We start from the raw sequence: 18,481 nt of genomic DNA, 5'->3' as shown, positions 1-18,481 counted from the left end.
CTATGTTGCCGGCGGGCGGTATCAGTCCAGGCCATCTGCTTCTCCTATCGTCTCGACAACGACGGTGAATCACAACCTACTGATATCGCTCAACCACTTTCCGCTCGGGCTCTGAGACACGTATGTCGTGCTCCGAAACTCGCATACGAACGTGAAGAGACGGGTCGCCATCGCGTTAGACTAATGGATGCGATCGATGTCGGCTATGGGGCGGAAGCGAACTGGCCGGTTCATCAGACGCCGCTTGGCTTCAGCGCGCGACGCGAGGCACCATAACGTTTGCGCACCTCCGCGCCGGCCGTCGTATGAGCGTTGCCGAGGTCGGCGCGCAGCATCGGGTGCCGACCGCGACACCTCGCCAGCCAGCGCGACATTGCAATACCTCGCCCGCACATTATGTATGGCTTTATGTACGGTAACAAATTGCCAGTCGAGGTCGAGATGGTCAGCGAGCCCCAACATCGCACGAAGCTAGGATGGATTTTGGAGGCGGGCTGGAAAGGACTCTGCCCGCGTTGCGGGAAGGGCCATATGTTCAAGGCCTGGCTGAAGGTTTCCGACAAGTGCGAGGTTTGCGGGCTCGACTATGGTTTCGCCGCGCCCGATGATGGCCCGGCGTTCTTCTCGCTGTGCATCGTCGCCTTTCCGCTGACCTTCTTCATTGTATGGCTTCAGGTAGCATACAACCCGCCTTTGTGGGTTCACCTCGTGACCTCGGCGCCGCTGATGGCGATCGGCTGTGTCCTGCCGCTCCACCCGATCAAGGGGTGGCTGGTCGCGTCGCAATATGTGAACAAGGCGCATGAGGCCGGCACGGCGCAGCTGTGGGGGCTGTTGAACGGCCGGACAGTGGAAAAGGGCAAGACCGCATTCGATGACTGAGCGCTGGCTTCCCGATCTTCGCCAGGCGACTGGCCCGAAATACCGCGCGATCGCCGACGCGATCGCGGGCGCGATCGATGGCGGCACGCTGCATCATGGCGATCGCCTGCCGGCGCAGCGCGATGTCGCGGCGCAACTGGGCGTCGATCTGACGACGGTGACCAAGGCCTATGACATGGCACGGACGCGCGGGCACATCGCGGCGCGTGGCCGCGCGGGCAGCTTCGTGCTCGCCCGCGAGATCGCGTCGTCCAGCGAGGCGCCGGCGATCGACACGGCGATGAACATGCCGCCCGAGATCGACGGCGGATTGCTCGGGCAGGCGATGATCGCGGCAACGACCGCGTTGCTCGGCGCGCCGGCGACGCCCGCGCTGCATTATCAACTGTCGGGCGGCGCCCCGCAGGCCCGGACCGCCGGTGCCGCGCTGCTCACCGGGCTGGGGATGCCCACCGACGACGAGCAGGTGATCGTCACGGCGGGCGGGCAGAACGCGCTTCACGCCATTGTCAGCGCGACGCTGAGCCCCGGCGATGTCGTCGCGTGCGGCCGTCATGTCTATCCCGGCTTCACGGCGCTGGCGCGGCGCCTTGGCCTCAGGCTGGTGCCGCTGCCGGCGTTCGATGCCGCGCATCTCACGATAGCGTGCAGCGAGCACCGGGTTCGCGCGCTCTATGTCGTGCCGACCAACGACAACCCGACCACGCTGACCGTGTCGGGCGACGAACGAAAGGCACTGGCCGAGGTCGCGGCGCGCCACGGCGTCATCATCATCGAGGATGACGCCTATGGCGCCTTGGCGCGGAACCCGGTGGCGACCTTCGCCGCGCTTGCGCCCGAAACGACCTGGCATATCGCCAGCATGTCGAAGATCCTGTCGCCGGCGCTGCGCGTCGCCTTCGTCCGCGCGCCCGGCGTGCGCCATGCGCTTCGCCTGGCGGCGGACGTGCATGAGACCGCGATCATGGCGCCACCGCTCAATGCCGCGATCGTCGGCGCGTGGCTGTCGGATGGCACCTTCCCGCGCCTGCTGAACGCGATGCGCGCCGAGGCCGAGGCGCGACAGGCGATCGCGCGTGCAGCGCTGGGTGCGGCGGCCTATTCTGCGCATCCGCAGGGTTATCATCTGTGGTTGCCGCTGCCGGCGCATATCGCGGCGGCGCATTTGGCGAGCCGGATGTCGCCCTCGGGGCTGTCGATCGTGCCGTCGCAAAGCTTTGCGGTAGACGAGCGGGACAGCGGGAATGCGGTCAGGGTCCCGCTGGGCGGCCCGATCGACCGCGAGCGGCTGGGCCGCGCGCTGCGGCTGCTGAACGGCCACATCACCTCACCCGCCGAGCGCCCCGCGCCGATGGTGTGAGCGCGGGGAGTTGGCCAGAGTTTCGATCCGGCCGGCATCCGGTCGCCTTATAGCGCGGGGCCGCTATCTTTCTGGCTTCCCCGGCGAAGGCCGGGGCCCAGTTGGGGAACGCTGCGACGGGCGTTGCCGCTTACCAAATCCGCTATCCCAACTGGGCCCCGGCCTTCGCCGGGGAAGTGGGAGAGATGCGACGCCAGGTCAGATTTTCGCAGGACGCGCTAGAAGATCAGCTTGCCGCCGACGATGGCGAGCGTGCCGGCGAGGATCGGGCGCAGCACGCGCTCGGAGACGCGGGTCGAGATCAGGCTGCCGAGGATGATGCCGGGGATCGAGCCGGCGAGCAGCGAGAGCAGCAGGGAGACGTCGACCGAGCCCATCGCCCAGTGTCCGGCGCCGGCGATCAGCGTCAGCGGCACGGCGTGCGCGATGTCGGAGCCGACGAGGCGGTTGGTCGGCAGCTTGGGGTAGAGAATCAACAGCGCGGTCATGCCGAGCGCGCCCGCGCCGACCGACGACAGCGAGACCAGCACGCCGAGCACCGCGCCGAGCACGACGGTAAACAACGCGATCGAACGATCGGGCACGCGGTCGAGCGCATGGCCCCAATAAGCGATGATGTGCGTGCGGAAGAACATCGCCGCGGCGGTCGCGATCAGCGCGACGCCGAGCGTGACGGTGATCAGCCGGTCGGTGCCGTCATAATGGCTGCCGAAGACGCGCAGGCCCCACAAGGTGAGCAGGGTCGCGGGCACGCTGCCCAGCGCCATGCGCCGCACCACCTTCCAGTCGACCGTCCGGCCCATGCCGTGGACGACGGTGCCGACGCTCTTGGTCGCCGAGGCATAAAGCAGGTCGGTGCCGACCGCGGTGACGGGGTGGAAGCCGAACAGCAGCACGAGCAGCGGCGTCATCAGCGAGCCGCCGCCGACGCCGGTCATGCCGACGAGCACGCCCACGGCCATGCCGGCGAGCGAATAGAGCGGGTTGAAGACCAAGTCGCTCATCACGGACCATTCCCTGCCGCCGCCCGTCCCGGCCGAATCGCCGGACGTGCGCCGATCTGCTCCATCCCGCGACCGCGCCGGCCGCGCGAGGTAGAAAATCTCGTTGCGAGCATGGCACAACTGTCGGCGAAACCAGCGAGGCGATGTGAACAGCTGCGCCCAAGGGACGCGATCGCGCGCCGGATGGAAAGGGCGGCGCACGCGACGGCGACAAGCGCCTGGCGATGTGGCACGCTGGCGTGCAACGGCGGATGCGGGGGCATTTCGATGAGTATGACGACGAGCGCGGCGGGAGCACGGGCGGACAGGTTCGCGCGCTGGCTGGTGTTGCTGCTGGCGCTGGCGATCTTCATCCACTCGCTCGACCGCGGCAATCTCGGCCCCGCCGGGCCGTTGATCCGCGACCAGTTGCAGATTTCGAACAGCGCGTTCGGCGTGCTGCAATCATCCTATTTCTGGGTCTATGTCCCCGGGCAGCTGCTCGCCGGCTGGGTGATCGCGCGGCTCAATGCCTATCGCACGCTGGCGATCGGGCTGCTGGTGTGGTCGGCGGCGACCTTCCTGACCGGCTTCGCGGGCGGATTCGTCACGCTGTTCGTGCTGCGGCTGTTCATCGGGCTGGGCGAGTGCGCCGGCTTTCCGGCAAGCTCGAAACTGCTCGCGCAGCATGTGCCGGCGCACCGGCTGGGCTATGCCAATGCGCTGGTCGCGGCGGGGCTGATGCTCGGCAACGGCGTCGGCACGCTGGCGGGCGGGCTGCTGATCGCGCAGCTCGGCTGGCGCGCACTGTTTTTCGTGTTCGGCGCGGTATCGCTATTGTGGCTGGTGCCGTGGCTAGTGGTGACGCGCGGCCAGGCGGCGGTCGAGGCGGCGACGCCGATGACGGGCCGCGAACCGTGCTTCGGCGAGATCTTCGCGCGGCGCGAATTATGGGGCGCGTCGCTGGGGCATTTCGCGGCCAATTATCCCTATTTCCTGCTGCTCGCCTGGCTGCCGCTCTACCTCGTCAAGGCGCAAGGCTATTCGCTGTCGCAAATGGCGGTGCTGGGGGGCGTGGTCTATGCGCTGTCGGCGGGGTGCGGACTGATCGGCGGGGCGATCGCCGACCGCTGGATCGCGCGCGGCGCGAGCGTCAACCGGGTGCGCAAGACGATGATCGTCACCGGCGGCGTGATCAGTTTCTGCTGCATGACGGCCTGCACGCTGGGCGGACCGAAGCTGGCAATCGCCGGGCTGCTGCTGTTCTCGGTCAGCAACGGGCTGGGCAGCAGCAACGTCTTCGCGATCGGCCAGACGCTTGCCGGCCCGCGCGCGGCGGGCAAGTGGATCGGCGTGCAGAATGCGCTGGGCGGGATCTCGGGGATCGTCGGGCCGATGATCACCGGCTTCATCATCGATGCGACGGGGAGTTTCCGGCTGACCTTCGTCGTGGCGGCGGCGATTGCGCTGGTCGGGATTGCGAGCTGGCTGTTCGTGGTGCGGCGGATCGAGCCGGTGCGGTGGGCGGAGGTGTAAGGCGCGGCGGTTGCCGCTTCCGGAAGGAAGATTGCGTCGTTCGCGCCAAGGCGCGAAGATCAGAAGAGGATTTTTTCGCGCGGAGGCGCGGAGGCGCGGAGATGTTGCGCGCGCGGCTAACGGCGCGCGTGAGGGGCAGATGCCGCTGCCGTGGCGAGGAAGAGCGAAGCCGCGCTGTCGCGCGATTACTCACCGCGAACGGCTATTCTCCGCGCCTCCGCGCGAGCAAATCCTCTTTCTTCTTGCTCCACAGGCCGGGGAGCAGCGCGGCAACGGCGCCCCCGCTCACCCCAGCATCGCCACCGTCATGTCCCACAGCCGCGCCGCGCCCTCGTCACTGCACGCCCAGGGGCGGACATGCGCCCAGCGCGGGCTGGCGTCGGTGGCCAGTTCGGCAATGTCGCAATCCTCGCAATAGACGCCGCCGTGCCCGTCGAGTTGCGGGCTGAGCAGGCACCACAGGCTGGTCGCGGCGCCGGCCTCGGGCGATTTGAACATCGCGGCGACGGCGGGCGGGATCGAGCCGTCGGGCGCCTTCCAGCCGAGCGCGACCATTTCCTCGTCGGCGAGGTGGCGCTGCAACGGCGTGAAGATGCCGCCGGGATGGACCGAAAAAGCGCGCACCCCATCACCCTGCCAGCGCGCGTCCAGGCCGCGCGCAAACAGCGCGTCGGCGGTCTTGGCCTGACCATAGGCGGTCCATTTCTCATAGGCGTGGTGGTGGAAGTGCGGATCGTCCCAATGCACGTCGCTGCGGGCATGGCCGATCGACGACAGCGCGACGACGCGCGCGCCGCCCGCCGCCTTGAGGCTGGCCTCCAGCCCGACGGTCAGCGCGAAATGGCCGAGATGACAGACCGCGAACTGATATTCCCAGTCCTTGCCGACGCGGGTCAGCGGGCAGGCCATGACGCCGGCATTGTTGACCAGGCCGTGGAGCGGCTTGCCCGCCGCGGCATAATCGGCGGCGAAGCGGCGGACGCTGGCGATATCAGCCAGGTCCATATCAGCGATGACGACCTGACCGGTGACGCCCGCGAGCGCATCCTGCGCCTTGCCGCGCGAACGCGCCGGGACGGTGACGTGCCCGCCGGCGCCGGCGAGCGCCCGGACGGTCTCGAGCCCGATACCCGAATAGCCGCCTGTGACGATGTAATTGCGCCCGGTGAGGTCCATGCCGCCGACGATCTCGCGCGCGGTCGTCTTGCCGCCATAGCCCGAACCGATCGGATGCTGATCCTGTGCCGCCATGTTGTGTTCCTCCCCTAAACGCCAATTCTTGCCGTGCCGCGAATATGGCGCGCGCTGCATCAAAAGGCGATGGCGCGCGCACGATGGATTGCGCGCGCGGCGCGCGGCGCTAGGCTTGCGGCATGGCGCGTGGCGACAAGGTGACTCCCTCGACCGGGGGCAAATGCGGCTGCGCGGTGGCGGTGATCGTCGGCGTGCCGCTGATTGCGATGACGATGCTGATCGACGCGCTGGGCGATTGCGCTGCCGGGACGGCATGCCGGAGAGGCGCCGACTGGATATCGCTCGCGGTGGTGCTGGCGGTGGCCGCGCTGCTTGGGCTTGGCACTTGGGCGATGGTCAACTGGGTGATCAGCCGCAGCAAGCTGGAGCGCTGAATCCCCGTGAGGCTCGCTGACCGGTCGGGTCAGCGGGAAGGCGAGGACGACAGTTGCGCGAACGGCGCTGCCGTGTTGGCTTCCCCGGTGAAGTGCGCCGACCCTGCCATATGCCGGATGTGGCAAGCGGCGAGCGCCTATCTTACCCCGCCGCGAGGCAGCGATAGATCCGCTCATCCTCCATCATCGCAACGTTGAAACGCATATGGCTGGCGGCGTTTTGCGCCGCGCTGAAGAGATTGCCGGGCGCGAAGACGATATTTTCCGCCGCGCCGCGCCTTGTGAGGTCGAGCCCGTCGGGGCCATCGGGCAGGCGGCACCACAGGAACAGCCCGGCGTCGGGCTTTATCACCGGCACGATGCCGATCGCCGCGAGCCGGGCGATGGTGCGCGCGCGCGCCGCGCCGAGCCGGACGCGCAGCCGCTCGAGATGCCGGCGATAGTCGCCATCGACCAGCACGGCATGGACCAGCTCGGCGGACAGCGCGCTGCCCGACATGCCGGTCGCGATGCGCAGGTCGGTCAGTGCGGCGACCCAGTCGCGCCGCGCGGCGATGTGCCCGCAACGCACGGCGCCCGACAGCGATTTGGAAAAGCTGCCGACGCGGATCACACGGTCGAGCCCGTCGAACGCCGCGAGGCGCGGCGCCGGCGCGTGCTCGAAATCGGCATAGATGTCGTCCTCGACCACCACCATGTCATGCAGCTCGGCGAGCTTGAGGATGCGGTGCGCGGTCGGCGCCGAGAGCGTCGCGCCGGTCGGGTTGTGGACGCCCGAATTGGTCAGATAGAGCCGCGGGCGATGCGTCGCGAGCGCATCGGCAAAGGCGGCCAGGTCCGGCCCGGTCGCGCCATAAGGCACGCCGACCACCTTCGCGCGGTGCGCGCGGAGCAGCGCGTGGAAATTGAAATAGCACGGGTCGTCGACCAGCACCGTGTCGCCCGGCTCGATCAGGAAACGCAGCACCAGGTCGATCGCATGCGTGGCGGAGTCGGTGAGCAGGATCTGGTCCGGGCCGGCCTCCACGCCCTGGTCGATCAGCCGCCGTGCGAGCAGGCGCCGCAGCGCCTCATGGCCTTGCGGCGGGCCATAGTCGGTAAGCCCGTCGACAGCGCCGCGCGCGATCTGCCGCAGTGCCTTGCGGATCACCTGGTCGGGCATCCAGTGGTCGGGCAGCCAGCCACAGCCGGGCTTGAGCGCCGCCGGCGATGCGGCGAGCGATTGCCGCAGCATCCACAAGGGATCGACCTGCGGATCGCGCGGTGGGCCGGCCTCCGCCAGCGTGAGCGGTGCGAGCGGCGCGGCGACGAAGAAGCCCGCGCCGGGGCGCGATCGGATCACGCCCTCGGCGGCGAGCCTGTCATAGGCCTCGACCACGGTCGACTTGGAAAAGCCCGAGGTCTGCGCCATCGATCGCACCGAGGGGAGTCGTGCGCCGGGCGTCAGCACGCGCCGGTCGATCCGCTGGCGGACCTGCCGCATGACATCCTCGGTACGGGTCAGCCCCGCCACTGCATTGCCCACCGTACTGCTCACCTTGTCATGACAGTTTCGCGCAATTGTACTGCACCGTCCCTGTCGAGGCGAGTCACTTCGCAGCATGGCGCCGCGTGAAACGTAGCCAGCGAGGTGCCTGATGACCCATTTTCCACGGACCCTGTGCGGCGCGGCCCTGGTGGGCGCGCTACTGCTTGGCGCGGCAGTCCCTGCCAGCGCGGCCGACCGGCCCGGCGAGGTCACCGAATCGATGATGCTGCGCGGCGTGACCCGCAACCCGGCATCGCCGCAAGCCGCGACGCGCCTGCTCCAGCGCATCGGCGATGCCGCCATGCTGGTGTGCGGTGCGTCGGCGACGAGCCTCGCCGACATGAAGCGGGCGGTGCGCACCTCGCCGTGCTGGCACAATAGCGTCGCCGACACGGTGCGGCGGATCAACGATCCGTTGTTGACCGCCGCCTTCGCTCGCCATCGCCGGTGGTGATCGGCTAAACCCGCAACCTGCTCGCAAGGAATATATGATGCCCGATTTCCAGCTCGTCGATGTCTTTGGCCAGGGGCGCTTTTCGGGCAATCCGCTGGCGGTGATCAGCGGCGGCGATGATCTCGACGCCGACGCGATGATGGCGATCACGCGCTGGCTCAACCTGTCCGAGACGAGCTTCCTGCTGCCGCCGACCGAGCCCGGCGCCGATTACCGCGTGCGCATCTTCACGCTCGAACGCGAGCTGCCCTTTGCCGGCCATCCGACTCTCGGAAGTTGCCATGCCTGGCTGGCGGGTGGCGGCGTGGCGCGCGGCGACGACATAATCGTCCAGCAATGCGGCGCGGGGCTGATCCCGATCCGCCGCGCCGACGAACGGCTGGCCTTTGCCGCGCCGCCCCTGCTCCGCTCGGGGCCGGTCGACGAGGTCGAGCTGAAGCACGTCATTGAGGTGCTGGGGATCGCGCGTGACGCGGTGGTCGATGCTGTCTGGGCGGACAATGGGCCGGGCTGGATCGCGGTGATGCTGTCCTCGGCCGAAGCCGTGCTGGCGCTCCAGCCGCGGCTCGCCCGGGCGGAGCGTGTCGAGATCGGCGTGGTCGGGCCGCATCCGGCGGGCAGCGACACCGCGTTCGAGATCCGCGCCTTTTTCAGCGACCAGCATGGCACGCTGATCGAGGATCCGGTGACCGGCAGTCTCAACGCCTCGGTGGCGCAATGGCTGTTCGCCTCGGGCCGGGCGCGGGGCGGTTATGCCGCGGCGCAGGGCACGCGGCTCGGCCGCACCGGGCGCGTCCATGTCGAACAGGATGGCAACACGGTATGGATCGGCGGCGCGACGCAGACGCTGTTCCGGGGTGTGATGGGGTGAGCGAGGGCACGCTGAAGTCGCGCCCGATTGACCGGAACTCGTCGCGCGGCTAAACGGATTCCGTTATGACGTTGCGACATCAAACCATCTGAACTTCAGCCCGGCAGCTTTTGCGGCGGGGTGTTTCATGGTGGTCGTAAGCATAACGGTCAATGTTGTCCGCCTGTGAAGCGGGATATGTCGGTTCGAATCCGTCCGACCACCCCACGAACTGACTTTCTACGTTTTGCCGGATGACGCATTTGTCACTTGCCCGCATTGGGTTGCAGTGATGCGATCGACGCGTCGAGAACAAGAGGCAAGCGGATGCGCGCGCGATTGAGCGTCCTCGTGGTATTGGCGGCCAGCCCGGCCTTGCTGGGAATGACCGCACCCGACACGGCCACGCGCTTCGGACAGGTTTGTAGCGGCATCGAAACCGTCAAGTTCGGCGCGCAGCCGCCACAGCGGGCGGTCTACACGATCGCGCTGAGCATCGACCTTGTCGCGCGGCGCTATTGCTATGCGACGTGCAGCAGCGGGCAGAGCTATGCGATCGCCGATGCCGCAGCGTCGCCGGTCAAGCTCGCCGATATAGACGCGCCGGGACAGCAACGGCACATGCTGCTCGATCGCGGCACAGCGCGGCTGACCGACGACCAGCGCATGGTCATGGGGCCGATCGTCGTGGCCCGCCATGCGACCGCGACCTGCACGGCCGGTCCATTCAGGGAGCCGCCGGCACCGTGATGGCGAAGGCGACCGTGCGGTCCCCGCGGCCGCGCCGGCTTGTCGCCGTCGGGCTTTTCCGCTTCAATGACGCCCAACGAAAAGGGGCATCTCATGAAGTTACGGTGGGTGGCGCTGGCCGCGTCGTGTCTGGTCGCGGCGCAGGGTGCGGCTGCGCAGTCGCTACCCGCCCTTGCCGAGCCGTCGATCTCGGCCGACGGCACGCTGATCGCCTTCGCCTCGGGCGGTGACATCTGGGAAGTGCCGGCGGGCGGCGGGATCGCGCACCCGCTGGTCACCGATGCGGCAACCGAGGGGCGGCCACTCTATTCACCCGATGGACAGCGGCTCGCCTTCACCTCGACGCGCGGCGGGAGCACCAACGTCTATGTGCTGACCTTCGCGACCGGTGCCGTCACGCGCATCACCTATGCCGAGGCGAACGAGGAACTCGACGCCTGGTCGCCCGACGGCAAATGGCTGTATTTCGCCTCGGGCGCCAACGATGTCGGCCGCGTGCCGGACATCTTCCGCGTTTCCTCCGCCGGAGGCACGCCGGTCGAGGTGAGCCGCGAGCGCTATCTCGCCGAATTCCAGGCCGCGCCCTCGCCCGATGGCGGATCGATCGCGCTGATGGCGCGGGGAATCAGCAACGGCCAGTGGTGGCGCAACGGCCATGCCCATATCGACAATACCGAATTGTGGGTGAAACCGGTGGCGAGCGGCGCGCCCTATCGCCTGCTGCTCGCCGACGACCAGAAACATGCCTGGCCGATGTGGAGCGCCGATAGCAGCGCGATCACCTTCATGAGCACCAAGAGCGGGTCGGAGAATCTGTGGCGCATGCCCGTTGCCGGCGGCGCGGCGGCACAGCTGACCAAATTCGGCGAGGGCCGCCTGCTCTATCCGTCGATGGCGGCGAACGGATCGGCGATCGTGTTCGAGCGCGACATGGCGGTGTGGAAATATGATCCGCGATCGGGCGTGGCGGCGCCGGTGCCGATCACGCTGCGCGGCACATCGGCCGAGACGCCGCGGCGGCACGAGAATGTCGCCAGCTTCACGCGCATGGCGTTGTCGCCCGACGGGCAGAAGATCGCGGTGATCGGGCATGGCGAGATCTTCGCCGTGCCGGCCAAGGACGGTGGCGTGGCGCAGCGCATCACCACCAGCATCGGTGCCGAACGCGAGCTGGTCTGGTCGCCGGATTCGCGACGCATGCTCTACGTCACCGAGCGCGGGCTCGACCACCGGCTGGCCGAATATGACGCGCCGAGCGGGCGCGAGACGCTGCTGACCGAACGCGGCATCGCCTCGGTTCCGGCCTATGCGCCCGACGGCACGTCGGCGGTCTATGTGCTCGACGACAAGGATCTGCACCTGGTGACCTTCGCCGCGGCGGGCAAGCCGGCGAGCGACCGCGTGCTGTTCAGCGGCGCGATCGCCACCGACGAGCGCTCCGGCCCGCGTCCGGTCTGGTCGCCCGACGGGCAATATGTCGCCTTTCCCGTGACCGACCGGCGCGCCTTCACCAATGTCAGCGTGGTGCCCGCCGCGGGTGGCGCGGCGCGGCCGGTGAGTTTCCTCGCCAATGGCCAGATGGGCGGCATCGCCTGGTCGCCCGACGGCAAGTACATCCTGTTCGACACCGCGCAGCGCAGCGAGGATTCGCGTATCGTGCGCATCGACCTGTTGCCGCACGTGCCGAAATATCGCGAGGATGCGTTCCGCGACCTGTTCAAGCCCGGCACCCAGCCGGGCACGCCCGCCACGCCCGGCGACAGCGCGCCGACCCCTGCCCCGCAAAAGCCGTTGCCGGCGGCGGGCAAGGGCAAGCCGGGCGCGGCACCCGCCAAACCCAGGGTCGAGCCGGTGACGATCGTGTGGGAAGGGCTGCGCCAGCGCGCGACGATCCTGCCGCTCGGGCTGAGCGCCGACACGCCGGTGATCAGCGCCGACGGCAAGACGTTGGTGTTCACCGCCAGCGACCGCGACCAGCAGAATCTCTACAGCTACAATCTCGACGAACTCGCCGCCGAACCGCCGGTACCGCAGCAGATCAGCCAGAGCGACAAGCCCAAGGGCGACTTCGCGCTGTCGCCCGACGGCAAGACGCTGTTCTATATCGATGGCGGCAAGGTGATCTCGACGCCGCTCGAAGCACTCAAGCCCAAGCCGGTGGCGATCGCCGCCGACATGGACATCGACTTCGCCGCCGAGAAGCAGATCGTGTTCGACCAGGCGTGGAACGTGCTGGCGCACAAATTCTTCGATGGCGGGTTCAACGGACACGACTGGACCGCGTTGCGCGCACATTACCAGCCGTACATCATGGGGGCACGTACCCCTGACGAAATGCGGCGGCTGATCAACCTGATGATCGGCGAGTTGAACGCCTCGCATTCGGGCATCAACCGCCCGGGGCGCGGGCCGGGATCGCTGCCGAGCGACCGGGTCGGCGATCTCGGGCTGCGTTTCGACCGCGATGCCTATGAGGCGGGACAGGGGCTGGTCGTGCGCGAGGTCGTGCCGCTCGGGCCGGCGGCGATCGAGAAGGTGCGGGTCGGGGATCGGTTGACCAGCATCAACGGCGCGCCGATCGGGCCGCACGACAATCTCGACGGACTGCTCGAGAACAGCGTCGACCGGCGCGTCACGCTCGGCCTCGCCGGGCCGGCGGGGCCGCGCAGCGTGGTGGTGCGGCCGGTGTCGGTGTCGGTCGCGGCGGGGCTGCGATATCGCCAATGGGTCGACGATCGCCGCGCGCTGGTCGCCAATCTGTCGGGCGGGCGGCTCGGTTATGTCCATATCGCCGACATGTCGTCGGAATCGCTGCGCCAGCTCTATCTCGATCTCGATGCAGAGAACCAGTCGCGCGACGGCGTGGTGATCGACATCCGCAACAATAATGGCGGGTTCGTCCACGGCTATGCGCTCGACGTGTTCGCGCGGCGCAACTTCCTGACGATGACGCCGCGCGACCTGTTCCCGGTCCCCGGGCGGCAGGCGCTGGGGCAGCGTGCGCTCGGCCTGCCGACAGTGCTGGTGACCAACGAATCCTCGCTTTCCGACGCCGAGGATTTCACCGAGGGGTATCGCGCGCTCGGCCTTGGCCAGGTGGTCGGGCAGCCGACGGCGGGGTGGATCATCTTCACCGGCGGCGAACCGCTGATCGACGGCTCCGCCGTGCGCGTGCCGAGTACGCGGATACGCGACGGGCGCGGCCAGGACATGGAAATGCACCCGCGCCCGGTCGACATCGCGGTCGACCGGCCGCTGGGCGAGACCGATGCGGGCAGCGACGCGCAGTTGAGCACGGCGGTGAAGGCGCTGCTCGCGACGCCGGGACTGGGGGCGAGCAAGCCGGAGTGAGCTCGCGTCACGATCGGGGCGCTTAGACGATCCCGACCATTCGGCGAAGCAGCGCGCGTCGCTACGTGCAGCCAGCCAGCCCCGACAGATGCGCGAACAGTGCAGCGGTGTTGGCGTCCCAGGTGAAGCCTTCGGCGCCACGACGAACGGCCGCCGTCGCGGGCGGCGCGGCGAGCAGGTCGCGGATCGCGGCGGCGAAGGCCGGTACCTCGCGCGGCACGATGCGGCCATAAGCGGGATCGGTCACCACCTCCCCTGCCCCGCCGGCAGCGGTGATGACGATCGGCGTGCCGCAGGCGAGCGCCTCGACCCAGGCGTTGGCGAGTCCTTCCGACGAGGAGGCGAGCGCCATGACATCGGCGGCGGCGAGCAAGGCGGGGAGATCGGCATGCGGGATCGCGCCGAGCAGCTGGACGCGATCGCCGACGCCGTGCGCGGCGATCCGCGCGGCCAGCGCGCTACGCTCCGGCCCCTCGCCGGCAATCAGGAGCGTCGCGCCCGGAATGGCGGCGACGGCATCGATGACGATATGGTGGCCCTTACGCGGGATCAGCGCGCCGAGCGACACGACCAGCGGGCCGGCGATGCCGCGCGCCGCCTTGGCCGCCGCACGATCCGTGGGGACGAAACGGGCGAGATCGACCCCGGTATGGTGGACGCGGATGCGCTCGACGGGCAGGCCGATCGCGACCATATCGGCCTTCATCGCCTCGCTGACCGCGAGCAGCCCGTTCGCGGCCTGTCCGGCGGACCGGACCTGTGTCGCCGTTGCAGGGGAATGCCCCCAATGGTGAATGTCGGCGCCGCGAGCCTTGATCGAGACGGGGACGCCGAAATGCGCGCCCAGCGCGATCGCGGCGGGGCCGTCGGGGAAGAAGAATTCGGCATCGATCACGTCGAAGGCGAAGGTGCGGCGAATATCGGCGAGCAACGGCTGCAACGCACGGACGAGCGCGGCGACGTGGAAGCGCCCGCCGGTGCCGGGCAGCGTGGTGAAGCGCGGGCGCGAGGTTTCGACGCCCTTCCACAGTTCATGGTGCGGCAGGCCGGCGAGCGGCGCGAAGCGCGCGGCGCGGCTCAGCGGCCAGGGCGGCAGGCCGCGCGGCGCGACGACCCTGAGTTCGACATCAGGATGGGCAGCGAGGCCCAAAGTCTGGCGCTCGACGAACACCCCGAAATTGGGGCGCGTCGCGTCGGGGAACAGCGTCGAAAGGGTCAGGACACGCAGCATTGCGGGGGCTGGTGTAGCGCGGGAAGGTTAAGGGCGCGCTGCCGGTCGCAGCGCCCCTTATCCCTCACCATAGCGATCAGACCCGCCGGTCGCCCGGATAGGCGAACAGCAGGTCGCTGCCGGTATCGGCGGCGATCTCGCAGCGACCTTCGACCGTGAGGCATTCGCCGGCGCGCCACGCCACGCCATCAGCGACCCCCGCGCCGGCCAGCGGGATCAGCCAGCCGGTCATACCGGCCGGCAGTTCCACCACGCGGTGCCCGGCGGGCCAGCGCTCGAGGACGAATTTCGGCCCCTCGGCGAGAATCGTGCGGTCGTCGTCGGCGGGCGCGGGCGTCGGCAACGCGACGAACGGTACCGGGTCTGACACCGCGACGCCGGCATCGAGATGAAGCTCGCGGTCGCTGCCATAATCATAGAGGCGATAGGTCAGGTCGACATTCTGCTGCACCTCGACCAGCGTCAGGCCCGGGCCGATGGCGTGGATCACGCCGGCGGGCGAATAGATGAAGTCGCCGGCCTTGACCGGCTTCCAGTCGAGCAGATGCTCGATCGAGCCGTCCAGCGCGGCGGCGCGCAGCGCGTCCCTGGTCATCGGCGCTTTCGTGCCGAGCGCGATCGTCGCGTGCGGCTCGGCGGCGAGAATCACCCACGCCTCGTCCTTGCCTCGGCGGTAGCCGGCCGCCCGCGCGGCGGCATCGTCGGGGTGCACCTGGACCGACAATTTCTCGCTGGTGAAGAGATATTTGATCAGCAGCTCGGGCTCGGCGGCATGCGGCGTCTGGAACCACACCTCGCCAACAGGCGCGGCGCCGGGCGCGGGGTCGGGGAAGCCGGGCCACAGGTGGCTGCGGCCCCAGGGCTTTTCGACGCGCTTGGTGGCGAGCAGGGTGGCGGTCATCGAGAGCGAACTCCGTGTGGCTGAGGTAACCGTAGCCCGAACGTGCGGCGCACGCCAAGTATCCCCGCCACCCGTACCTCCCCGGCACGGGGAGGGTGTTCGAGCTTTGGCTTGCCCCCGGCAAGCCAAGATCGTGTTCGGGGAACACGATCTCGCTCGAACACATCCGCAGGATAGTGGAGGGGCTGGCTGGGCGGGCTGGCGCCTCGATCGGGGCGGCGCCTCGTTCTGGCAGCCGAACATTTGCCGATCACGGCACGGCCGCGTTCGACCAGCCCCTCCACCGCGCTGCGCGCGGTCCCCCTCCCCGTGCCGGGGAGGTATTTAGGAAGGCGCAGAATAACCATTGTTCGGCAACGCGACCCTGCGCTAAGGGTGCCGGCGATGCGTATCCCCATGTCACGCCCGATCGCGCTGGCGCTTGTCGCCGCCTCCATCCTTCCGATCGCCGGCTGTGCCTCGCGCAGCAAGGGGAAATCGGACCTGCCCTATGTCGCGCGCGACGTCGGCACGCTGTACACGGCGGCGCGGAGGTTCCTCGACCGGGGCGACTACAAGCTTGCCGCCGCGCTGTTCGACGAGGTCGAGCGCCAGCATCCCTATTCGGTCTGGGCGCGCCGCGCGCAGATCATGAGCGCGTTCAGCTATTATCTGGCGCATGATTACACCAACTCGATCCAGTCGGCGCAGCGCTTCATTTCGGTCCATCCCGGCAACCGCGACGCGCAATATGCCTATTATCTCGTCGCGCTGGGCTATTATGAGCAGATCAACGATGTCACGCGCGACCAGAAGATCACGCAGCAGGCGCTCGACGCGCTGGGCGAACTGACGCGGCGTTACCCCAATTCCAAATATGCCGCCGATGCGCGGCTCAAGATCGATCTGGTGCGTGACCATCTCGCCGGCAAGGAAATGGAAGTCGGCCGCTTCTACGAGACGCGCGGCCAGTGGCTCGCCGCGACGCTGCGCTTTCGCAAGGTGGTCGACGATTACCAGACCACGACGCACGTCCCCGAGGCGCTGATGCGACTGACCGAGACCTATCTCGCGCTCGGCGTCCCGGCCGAGGCGGAGAAGTCCGCGGCGGTGCTCGGCGCCAACTATCCCGGCAGCGACTGGTACAGCCACGCCTACAAGCTGATGAAGGACCATCCCGGCACGGCGATGGCCGAGGTGCCGACCGGCACACAGGCCGTGGCACCGGGCGCTCCTGGCACACCCGGCAGCGACCCGGCCAAGGCCGCGCCGAAGCCGCCGGAAGCCGCCACCGATCATTGAGGTCGGGCCGATGCCGCAAAATGTGCCGCCGGCGCATTTTCAGCTAGATTTGCCATCATGCTGACCGCGCTGGCCATTCGCGACGTGGTGCTGATCGAGGCGCTGGACCTCGAGTTCGGCGCGGGACTCGGCGTGCTCACCGGCGAAACCGGCGCGGGCAAGTCGATCCTGCTCGACGCGCTCGGCCTCGCGCTCGGCGCGCGCGGCGAGGCGTCGCTGGTGCGGCAGGGTGCGAGCCAGGCGGTGGTCACCGCGAGTTTCGACGAACCGCATGTCGACGGGCCGATCGCGGCGCTGCTCGCCGACAACGGGCTCGACGTCGAACCGGGCGAGCCGCTGATCATCCGGCGCATCGTCAAGGCCGATGGCGGCAGCCGCGGCTTCGTCAACGACCAGCCGGCCTCGGCGGCGTTGTTGCGCGAGCTGGCGACGCACCTCGTCGAGATTCACGGCCAGCATGACGATCGCGGCCTGCTCAATGCGCGCGGCCACCGCGCTTTGCTCGACTCGTTCGGCCGCATCGACACCGCCGCCACCGCCCAGGCCTATCGCGCCTGGCGCGCGGCGAGCGACGCGCTGGCCACCGCGCGCGCCGAACAGGACAGCGCCGACCGCGACCGCGAATGGCTCGAACATGCCGTCGCCGAACTGACCACCTTTGCCCCCGAGCCGGGCGAGGAAGAGATCCTCGCGACGCGGCGCGCCGGCATGCAGCGCGGCGAAAAAATCGCCGGCGACCTGCAGACCATCGCCGACCTGCTCGACGGCTCGGAGGGCGGGCTGGCGCGGTTGCGCCAGGCGGCGCGCGCGCTCGAGCGTGTCGCTGGCGACCATGACGCGCTGGGCGAGGCACTGGCGGCGATCGACCGCGCGATCAACGACGGCGCGCTGGCGCAGGACAAGGTCGATGCCGCGGCCGAGGCGCTGGCGTTCGACCCGGCGCAACTCGAGGCCGACGAGACGCGGCTGTTCGACCTGCGCGCGCTCGCCCGCAAGCACCGCGTCCAGCCCGACGCACTTGCCGAACTCCGCGACGCACTGGCGGGGAAGCTGGCGCGAATCGAGAGCGGCAGCGCCGGGATCGCCGCACTCGAACGCGCCGAGGTCGCAGCTGCGGCGGCCTATGAGACGGCGGCGCGCGCGCTGAGCGAAGCGCGGCTGGCGGCAGCGACCCGGCTCGATGCCGCAGTGAAGGGCGAGCTCGCGCCGCTCAAGCTCGACACGGCGCGCTTCGCGACGGTGGTGGCGCCGCTGCCGACGGAGAGCTGGTCGGCGGCGGGCAAGGACCGCGTCGAATTCGAGATTTCGACCAATCCGGGCGCGCCGTTCGCGCCGCTGGTCAAGATCGCGTCGGGCGGCGAATTGTCGCGCTTCATCCTCGCGCTCAAGGTCGCGCTGGCCGAACAAGGCGGCGCCGCGACGATGATCTTCGACGAGATCGATCGCGGCGTCGGCGGCGCGGTCGCCTCGGCGATCGGCGAGCGGCTGGCGCGGCTGGCCGGCGGCACGCAGTTGCTGGTGGTGACGCACAGCCCGCAGGTCGCGGCGCGCGGGCGCCACCATCTGCTGATCGCCAAGCGCCATGACGGTATCGTCACGCGCACCGGCGTGACCGCGCTCGACGAGGCACAGCGCCGCGAGGAGATCGCTCGCATGCTGTCGGGCGCGACGATCACCGACGAGGCGCGCGCGCAGGCGGAGCGCTTGCTGGAGACGGCGTGACCGTGACGATGGACTGATCGCACG

Annotated in this window: 15 protein-coding genes and 1 tRNA gene; 11 read left to right on the top strand and 5 right to left on the bottom strand. The window is 68.9% G+C overall.

Annotation, left to right across the window (positions count from 1 at the left end; translation table 11 throughout):
* Window positions 1–441: 441 nt before the first annotated feature.
* Together U1839_RS18520 and U1839_RS18515 are read left to right on the top strand one after the other, a co-directional pair.
* A complete protein-coding gene (locus tag U1839_RS18520; protein WP_332805060.1) occupies window positions 442–882 on the top strand; it encodes a DUF983 domain-containing protein in 441 nt (146 codons plus the stop codon).
* Window positions 875–2,242, top strand: a complete 1,368-nt coding sequence (locus U1839_RS18515) for an aminotransferase-like domain-containing protein (RefSeq protein WP_332805056.1) — start codon at window positions 875–877, stop codon at window positions 2,240–2,242. Before U1839_RS18520 ends, U1839_RS18515 begins: the two co-directional genes overlap by 8 nt.
* A 218-nt stretch (window positions 2,243–2,460) precedes the next feature.
* On the opposite strand, the gene U1839_RS18510 is transcribed toward U1839_RS18515, so the two are convergent.
* Window positions 2,461–3,246 (bottom strand): sulfite exporter TauE/SafE family protein, encoded by a 786-nt coding sequence (locus U1839_RS18510; RefSeq protein ID WP_332805055.1) that lies wholly within the window; start codon window positions 3,244–3,246, stop codon window positions 2,461–2,463.
* Window positions 3,247–3,513: 267 nt separating this feature from the next.
* Between U1839_RS18510 and U1839_RS18505 the strand changes: the two genes are divergently transcribed.
* Window positions 3,514–4,761: an MFS transporter gene (locus U1839_RS18505; RefSeq protein WP_332805054.1), complete on the top strand. Its 1,248-nt coding sequence runs from the start codon at window positions 3,514–3,516 to the stop codon at window positions 4,759–4,761.
* A 285-nt stretch (window positions 4,762–5,046) separates the two neighbouring features.
* Here the strand turns inward: U1839_RS18505 and U1839_RS18500 are convergent, their stop codons facing one another.
* Window positions 5,047–6,012 carry an oxidoreductase gene (locus U1839_RS18500; RefSeq protein WP_332805053.1) on the bottom strand — a complete coding sequence of 322 codons (966 nt, stop codon included), beginning with the start codon at window positions 6,010–6,012 and terminating at the stop codon, window positions 5,047–5,049.
* A 122-nt stretch (window positions 6,013–6,134) separates the two neighbouring features.
* On the opposite strand from U1839_RS18500, the gene U1839_RS18495 reads away from it, so the two are divergent.
* The gene (locus U1839_RS18495) at window positions 6,135–6,389 is read left to right on the top strand and encodes a hypothetical protein (RefSeq protein ID WP_332805052.1); all 255 of its coding nucleotides are present in this window, start codon (window positions 6,135–6,137) and stop codon (window positions 6,387–6,389) included.
* Window positions 6,390–6,531: 142 nt separating this feature from the next.
* Here U1839_RS18495 and U1839_RS18490 read toward each other — a convergent pair whose 3' ends face one another.
* Window positions 6,532–7,926 (bottom strand): aminotransferase-like domain-containing protein, encoded by a 1,395-nt coding sequence (locus U1839_RS18490; protein ID WP_332805051.1) that lies wholly within the window; start codon window positions 7,924–7,926, stop codon window positions 6,532–6,534.
* A gap of 100 nt (window positions 7,927–8,026) precedes the next feature.
* On the opposite strand from U1839_RS18490, the gene U1839_RS18485 reads away from it, so the two are divergent.
* The 5 genes from U1839_RS18485 (at window position 8,027) to U1839_RS18465 (ending at window position 13,322) form a co-directional block, all read left to right on the top strand.
* Window positions 8,027–8,371: a UrcA family protein gene (locus tag U1839_RS18485; RefSeq protein ID WP_332805050.1), complete on the top strand. Its 345-nt coding sequence runs from the start codon at window positions 8,027–8,029 to the stop codon at window positions 8,369–8,371.
* 34 nt (window positions 8,372–8,405) lie between these two features.
* Complete coding sequence (locus tag U1839_RS18480) at window positions 8,406–9,242, top strand: PhzF family phenazine biosynthesis protein (protein ID WP_332805049.1); 837 nt, start codon at window positions 8,406–8,408, stop codon at window positions 9,240–9,242.
* Window positions 9,243–9,372: 130 nt separating this feature from the next.
* Window positions 9,373–9,449, top strand: a tRNA-His gene (locus tag U1839_RS18475).
* A 99-nt stretch (window positions 9,450–9,548) separates the two neighbouring features.
* Entirely contained in the window at window positions 9,549–9,971 is a 423-nt protein-coding gene (locus U1839_RS18470) for a hypothetical protein (RefSeq protein WP_332805048.1), read from the top strand.
* Window positions 9,972–10,064: 93 nt separating this feature from the next.
* Window positions 10,065–13,322: a S41 family peptidase gene (locus U1839_RS18465; RefSeq protein ID WP_332805047.1), complete on the top strand. Its 3,258-nt coding sequence runs from the start codon at window positions 10,065–10,067 to the stop codon at window positions 13,320–13,322.
* A gap of 61 nt (window positions 13,323–13,383) precedes the next feature.
* On the opposite strand, the gene U1839_RS18460 is transcribed toward U1839_RS18465, so the two are convergent.
* Both U1839_RS18460 and U1839_RS18455 read right to left on the bottom strand, forming a co-directional pair.
* The gene (locus tag U1839_RS18460; protein WP_332805046.1) at window positions 13,384–14,553 is read right to left on the bottom strand and encodes a glycosyltransferase; all 1,170 of its coding nucleotides are present in this window, start codon (window positions 14,551–14,553) and stop codon (window positions 13,384–13,386) included.
* Window positions 14,554–14,629: 76 nt separating this feature from the next.
* Window positions 14,630–15,454 (bottom strand): class I mannose-6-phosphate isomerase, encoded by an 825-nt coding sequence (locus tag U1839_RS18455; RefSeq protein ID WP_332805045.1) that lies wholly within the window; start codon window positions 15,452–15,454, stop codon window positions 14,630–14,632.
* A 384-nt stretch (window positions 15,455–15,838) separates the two neighbouring features.
* Here U1839_RS18455 and U1839_RS18450 point away from each other — a divergent pair, with 384 nt between their 5' ends.
* On the top strand, window positions 15,839–16,735 hold the full coding sequence (locus U1839_RS18450) for an outer membrane protein assembly factor BamD (protein ID WP_332805044.1): 897 nt from the start codon (window positions 15,839–15,841) through the stop codon (window positions 16,733–16,735).
* A 57-nt stretch (window positions 16,736–16,792) separates the two neighbouring features.
* On the top strand, window positions 16,793–18,457 hold the full coding sequence (recN, locus tag U1839_RS18445; RefSeq protein ID WP_332805043.1) for a DNA repair protein RecN: 1,665 nt from the start codon (window positions 16,793–16,795) through the stop codon (window positions 18,455–18,457).
* The last annotated feature ends 24 nt before the right edge of the window (window positions 18,458–18,481 follow it).

The organism is Parasphingomonas halimpatiens (assembly GCF_036663795.1).
Taxonomy (GTDB): domain Bacteria; phylum Pseudomonadota; class Alphaproteobacteria; order Sphingomonadales; family Sphingomonadaceae; genus Sphingomonas.
This window is presented reverse-complemented; position numbering and strand designations above follow the sequence as displayed.

Coding starts and splice junctions, on each gene's coding strand:
- U1839_RS18520 (WP_332805060.1), top strand. CDS start 442: ATGGTCAGCGAGCCCCAACATCGCACGAAGCTAGGATGGATTTTGGAG.
- U1839_RS18515 (WP_332805056.1), top strand. CDS start 875: ATGACTGAGCGCTGGCTTCCCGATCTTCGCCAGGCGACTGGCCCGAAA.
- U1839_RS18510 (WP_332805055.1), bottom strand. CDS start 3,246: ATGAGCGACTTGGTCTTCAACCCGCTCTATTCGCTCGCCGGCATGGCC.
- U1839_RS18505 (WP_332805054.1), top strand. CDS start 3,514: ATGAGTATGACGACGAGCGCGGCGGGAGCACGGGCGGACAGGTTCGCG.
- U1839_RS18500 (WP_332805053.1), bottom strand. CDS start 6,012: ATGGCGGCACAGGATCAGCATCCGATCGGTTCGGGCTATGGCGGCAAG.
- U1839_RS18495 (WP_332805052.1), top strand. CDS start 6,135: ATGGCGCGTGGCGACAAGGTGACTCCCTCGACCGGGGGCAAATGCGGC.
- U1839_RS18485 (WP_332805050.1), top strand. CDS start 8,027: ATGACCCATTTTCCACGGACCCTGTGCGGCGCGGCCCTGGTGGGCGCG.
- U1839_RS18480 (WP_332805049.1), top strand. CDS start 8,406: ATGATGCCCGATTTCCAGCTCGTCGATGTCTTTGGCCAGGGGCGCTTT.
- U1839_RS18470 (WP_332805048.1), top strand. CDS start 9,549: ATGCGCGCGCGATTGAGCGTCCTCGTGGTATTGGCGGCCAGCCCGGCC.
- U1839_RS18465 (WP_332805047.1), top strand. CDS start 10,065: ATGAAGTTACGGTGGGTGGCGCTGGCCGCGTCGTGTCTGGTCGCGGCG.
- U1839_RS18460 (WP_332805046.1), bottom strand. CDS start 14,553: ATGCTGCGTGTCCTGACCCTTTCGACGCTGTTCCCCGACGCGACGCGC.
- U1839_RS18455 (WP_332805045.1), bottom strand. CDS start 15,454: ATGACCGCCACCCTGCTCGCCACCAAGCGCGTCGAAAAGCCCTGGGGC.
- U1839_RS18450 (WP_332805044.1), top strand. CDS start 15,839: ATGCGTATCCCCATGTCACGCCCGATCGCGCTGGCGCTTGTCGCCGCC.
- recN (WP_332805043.1), top strand. CDS start 16,793: ATGCTGACCGCGCTGGCCATTCGCGACGTGGTGCTGATCGAGGCGCTG.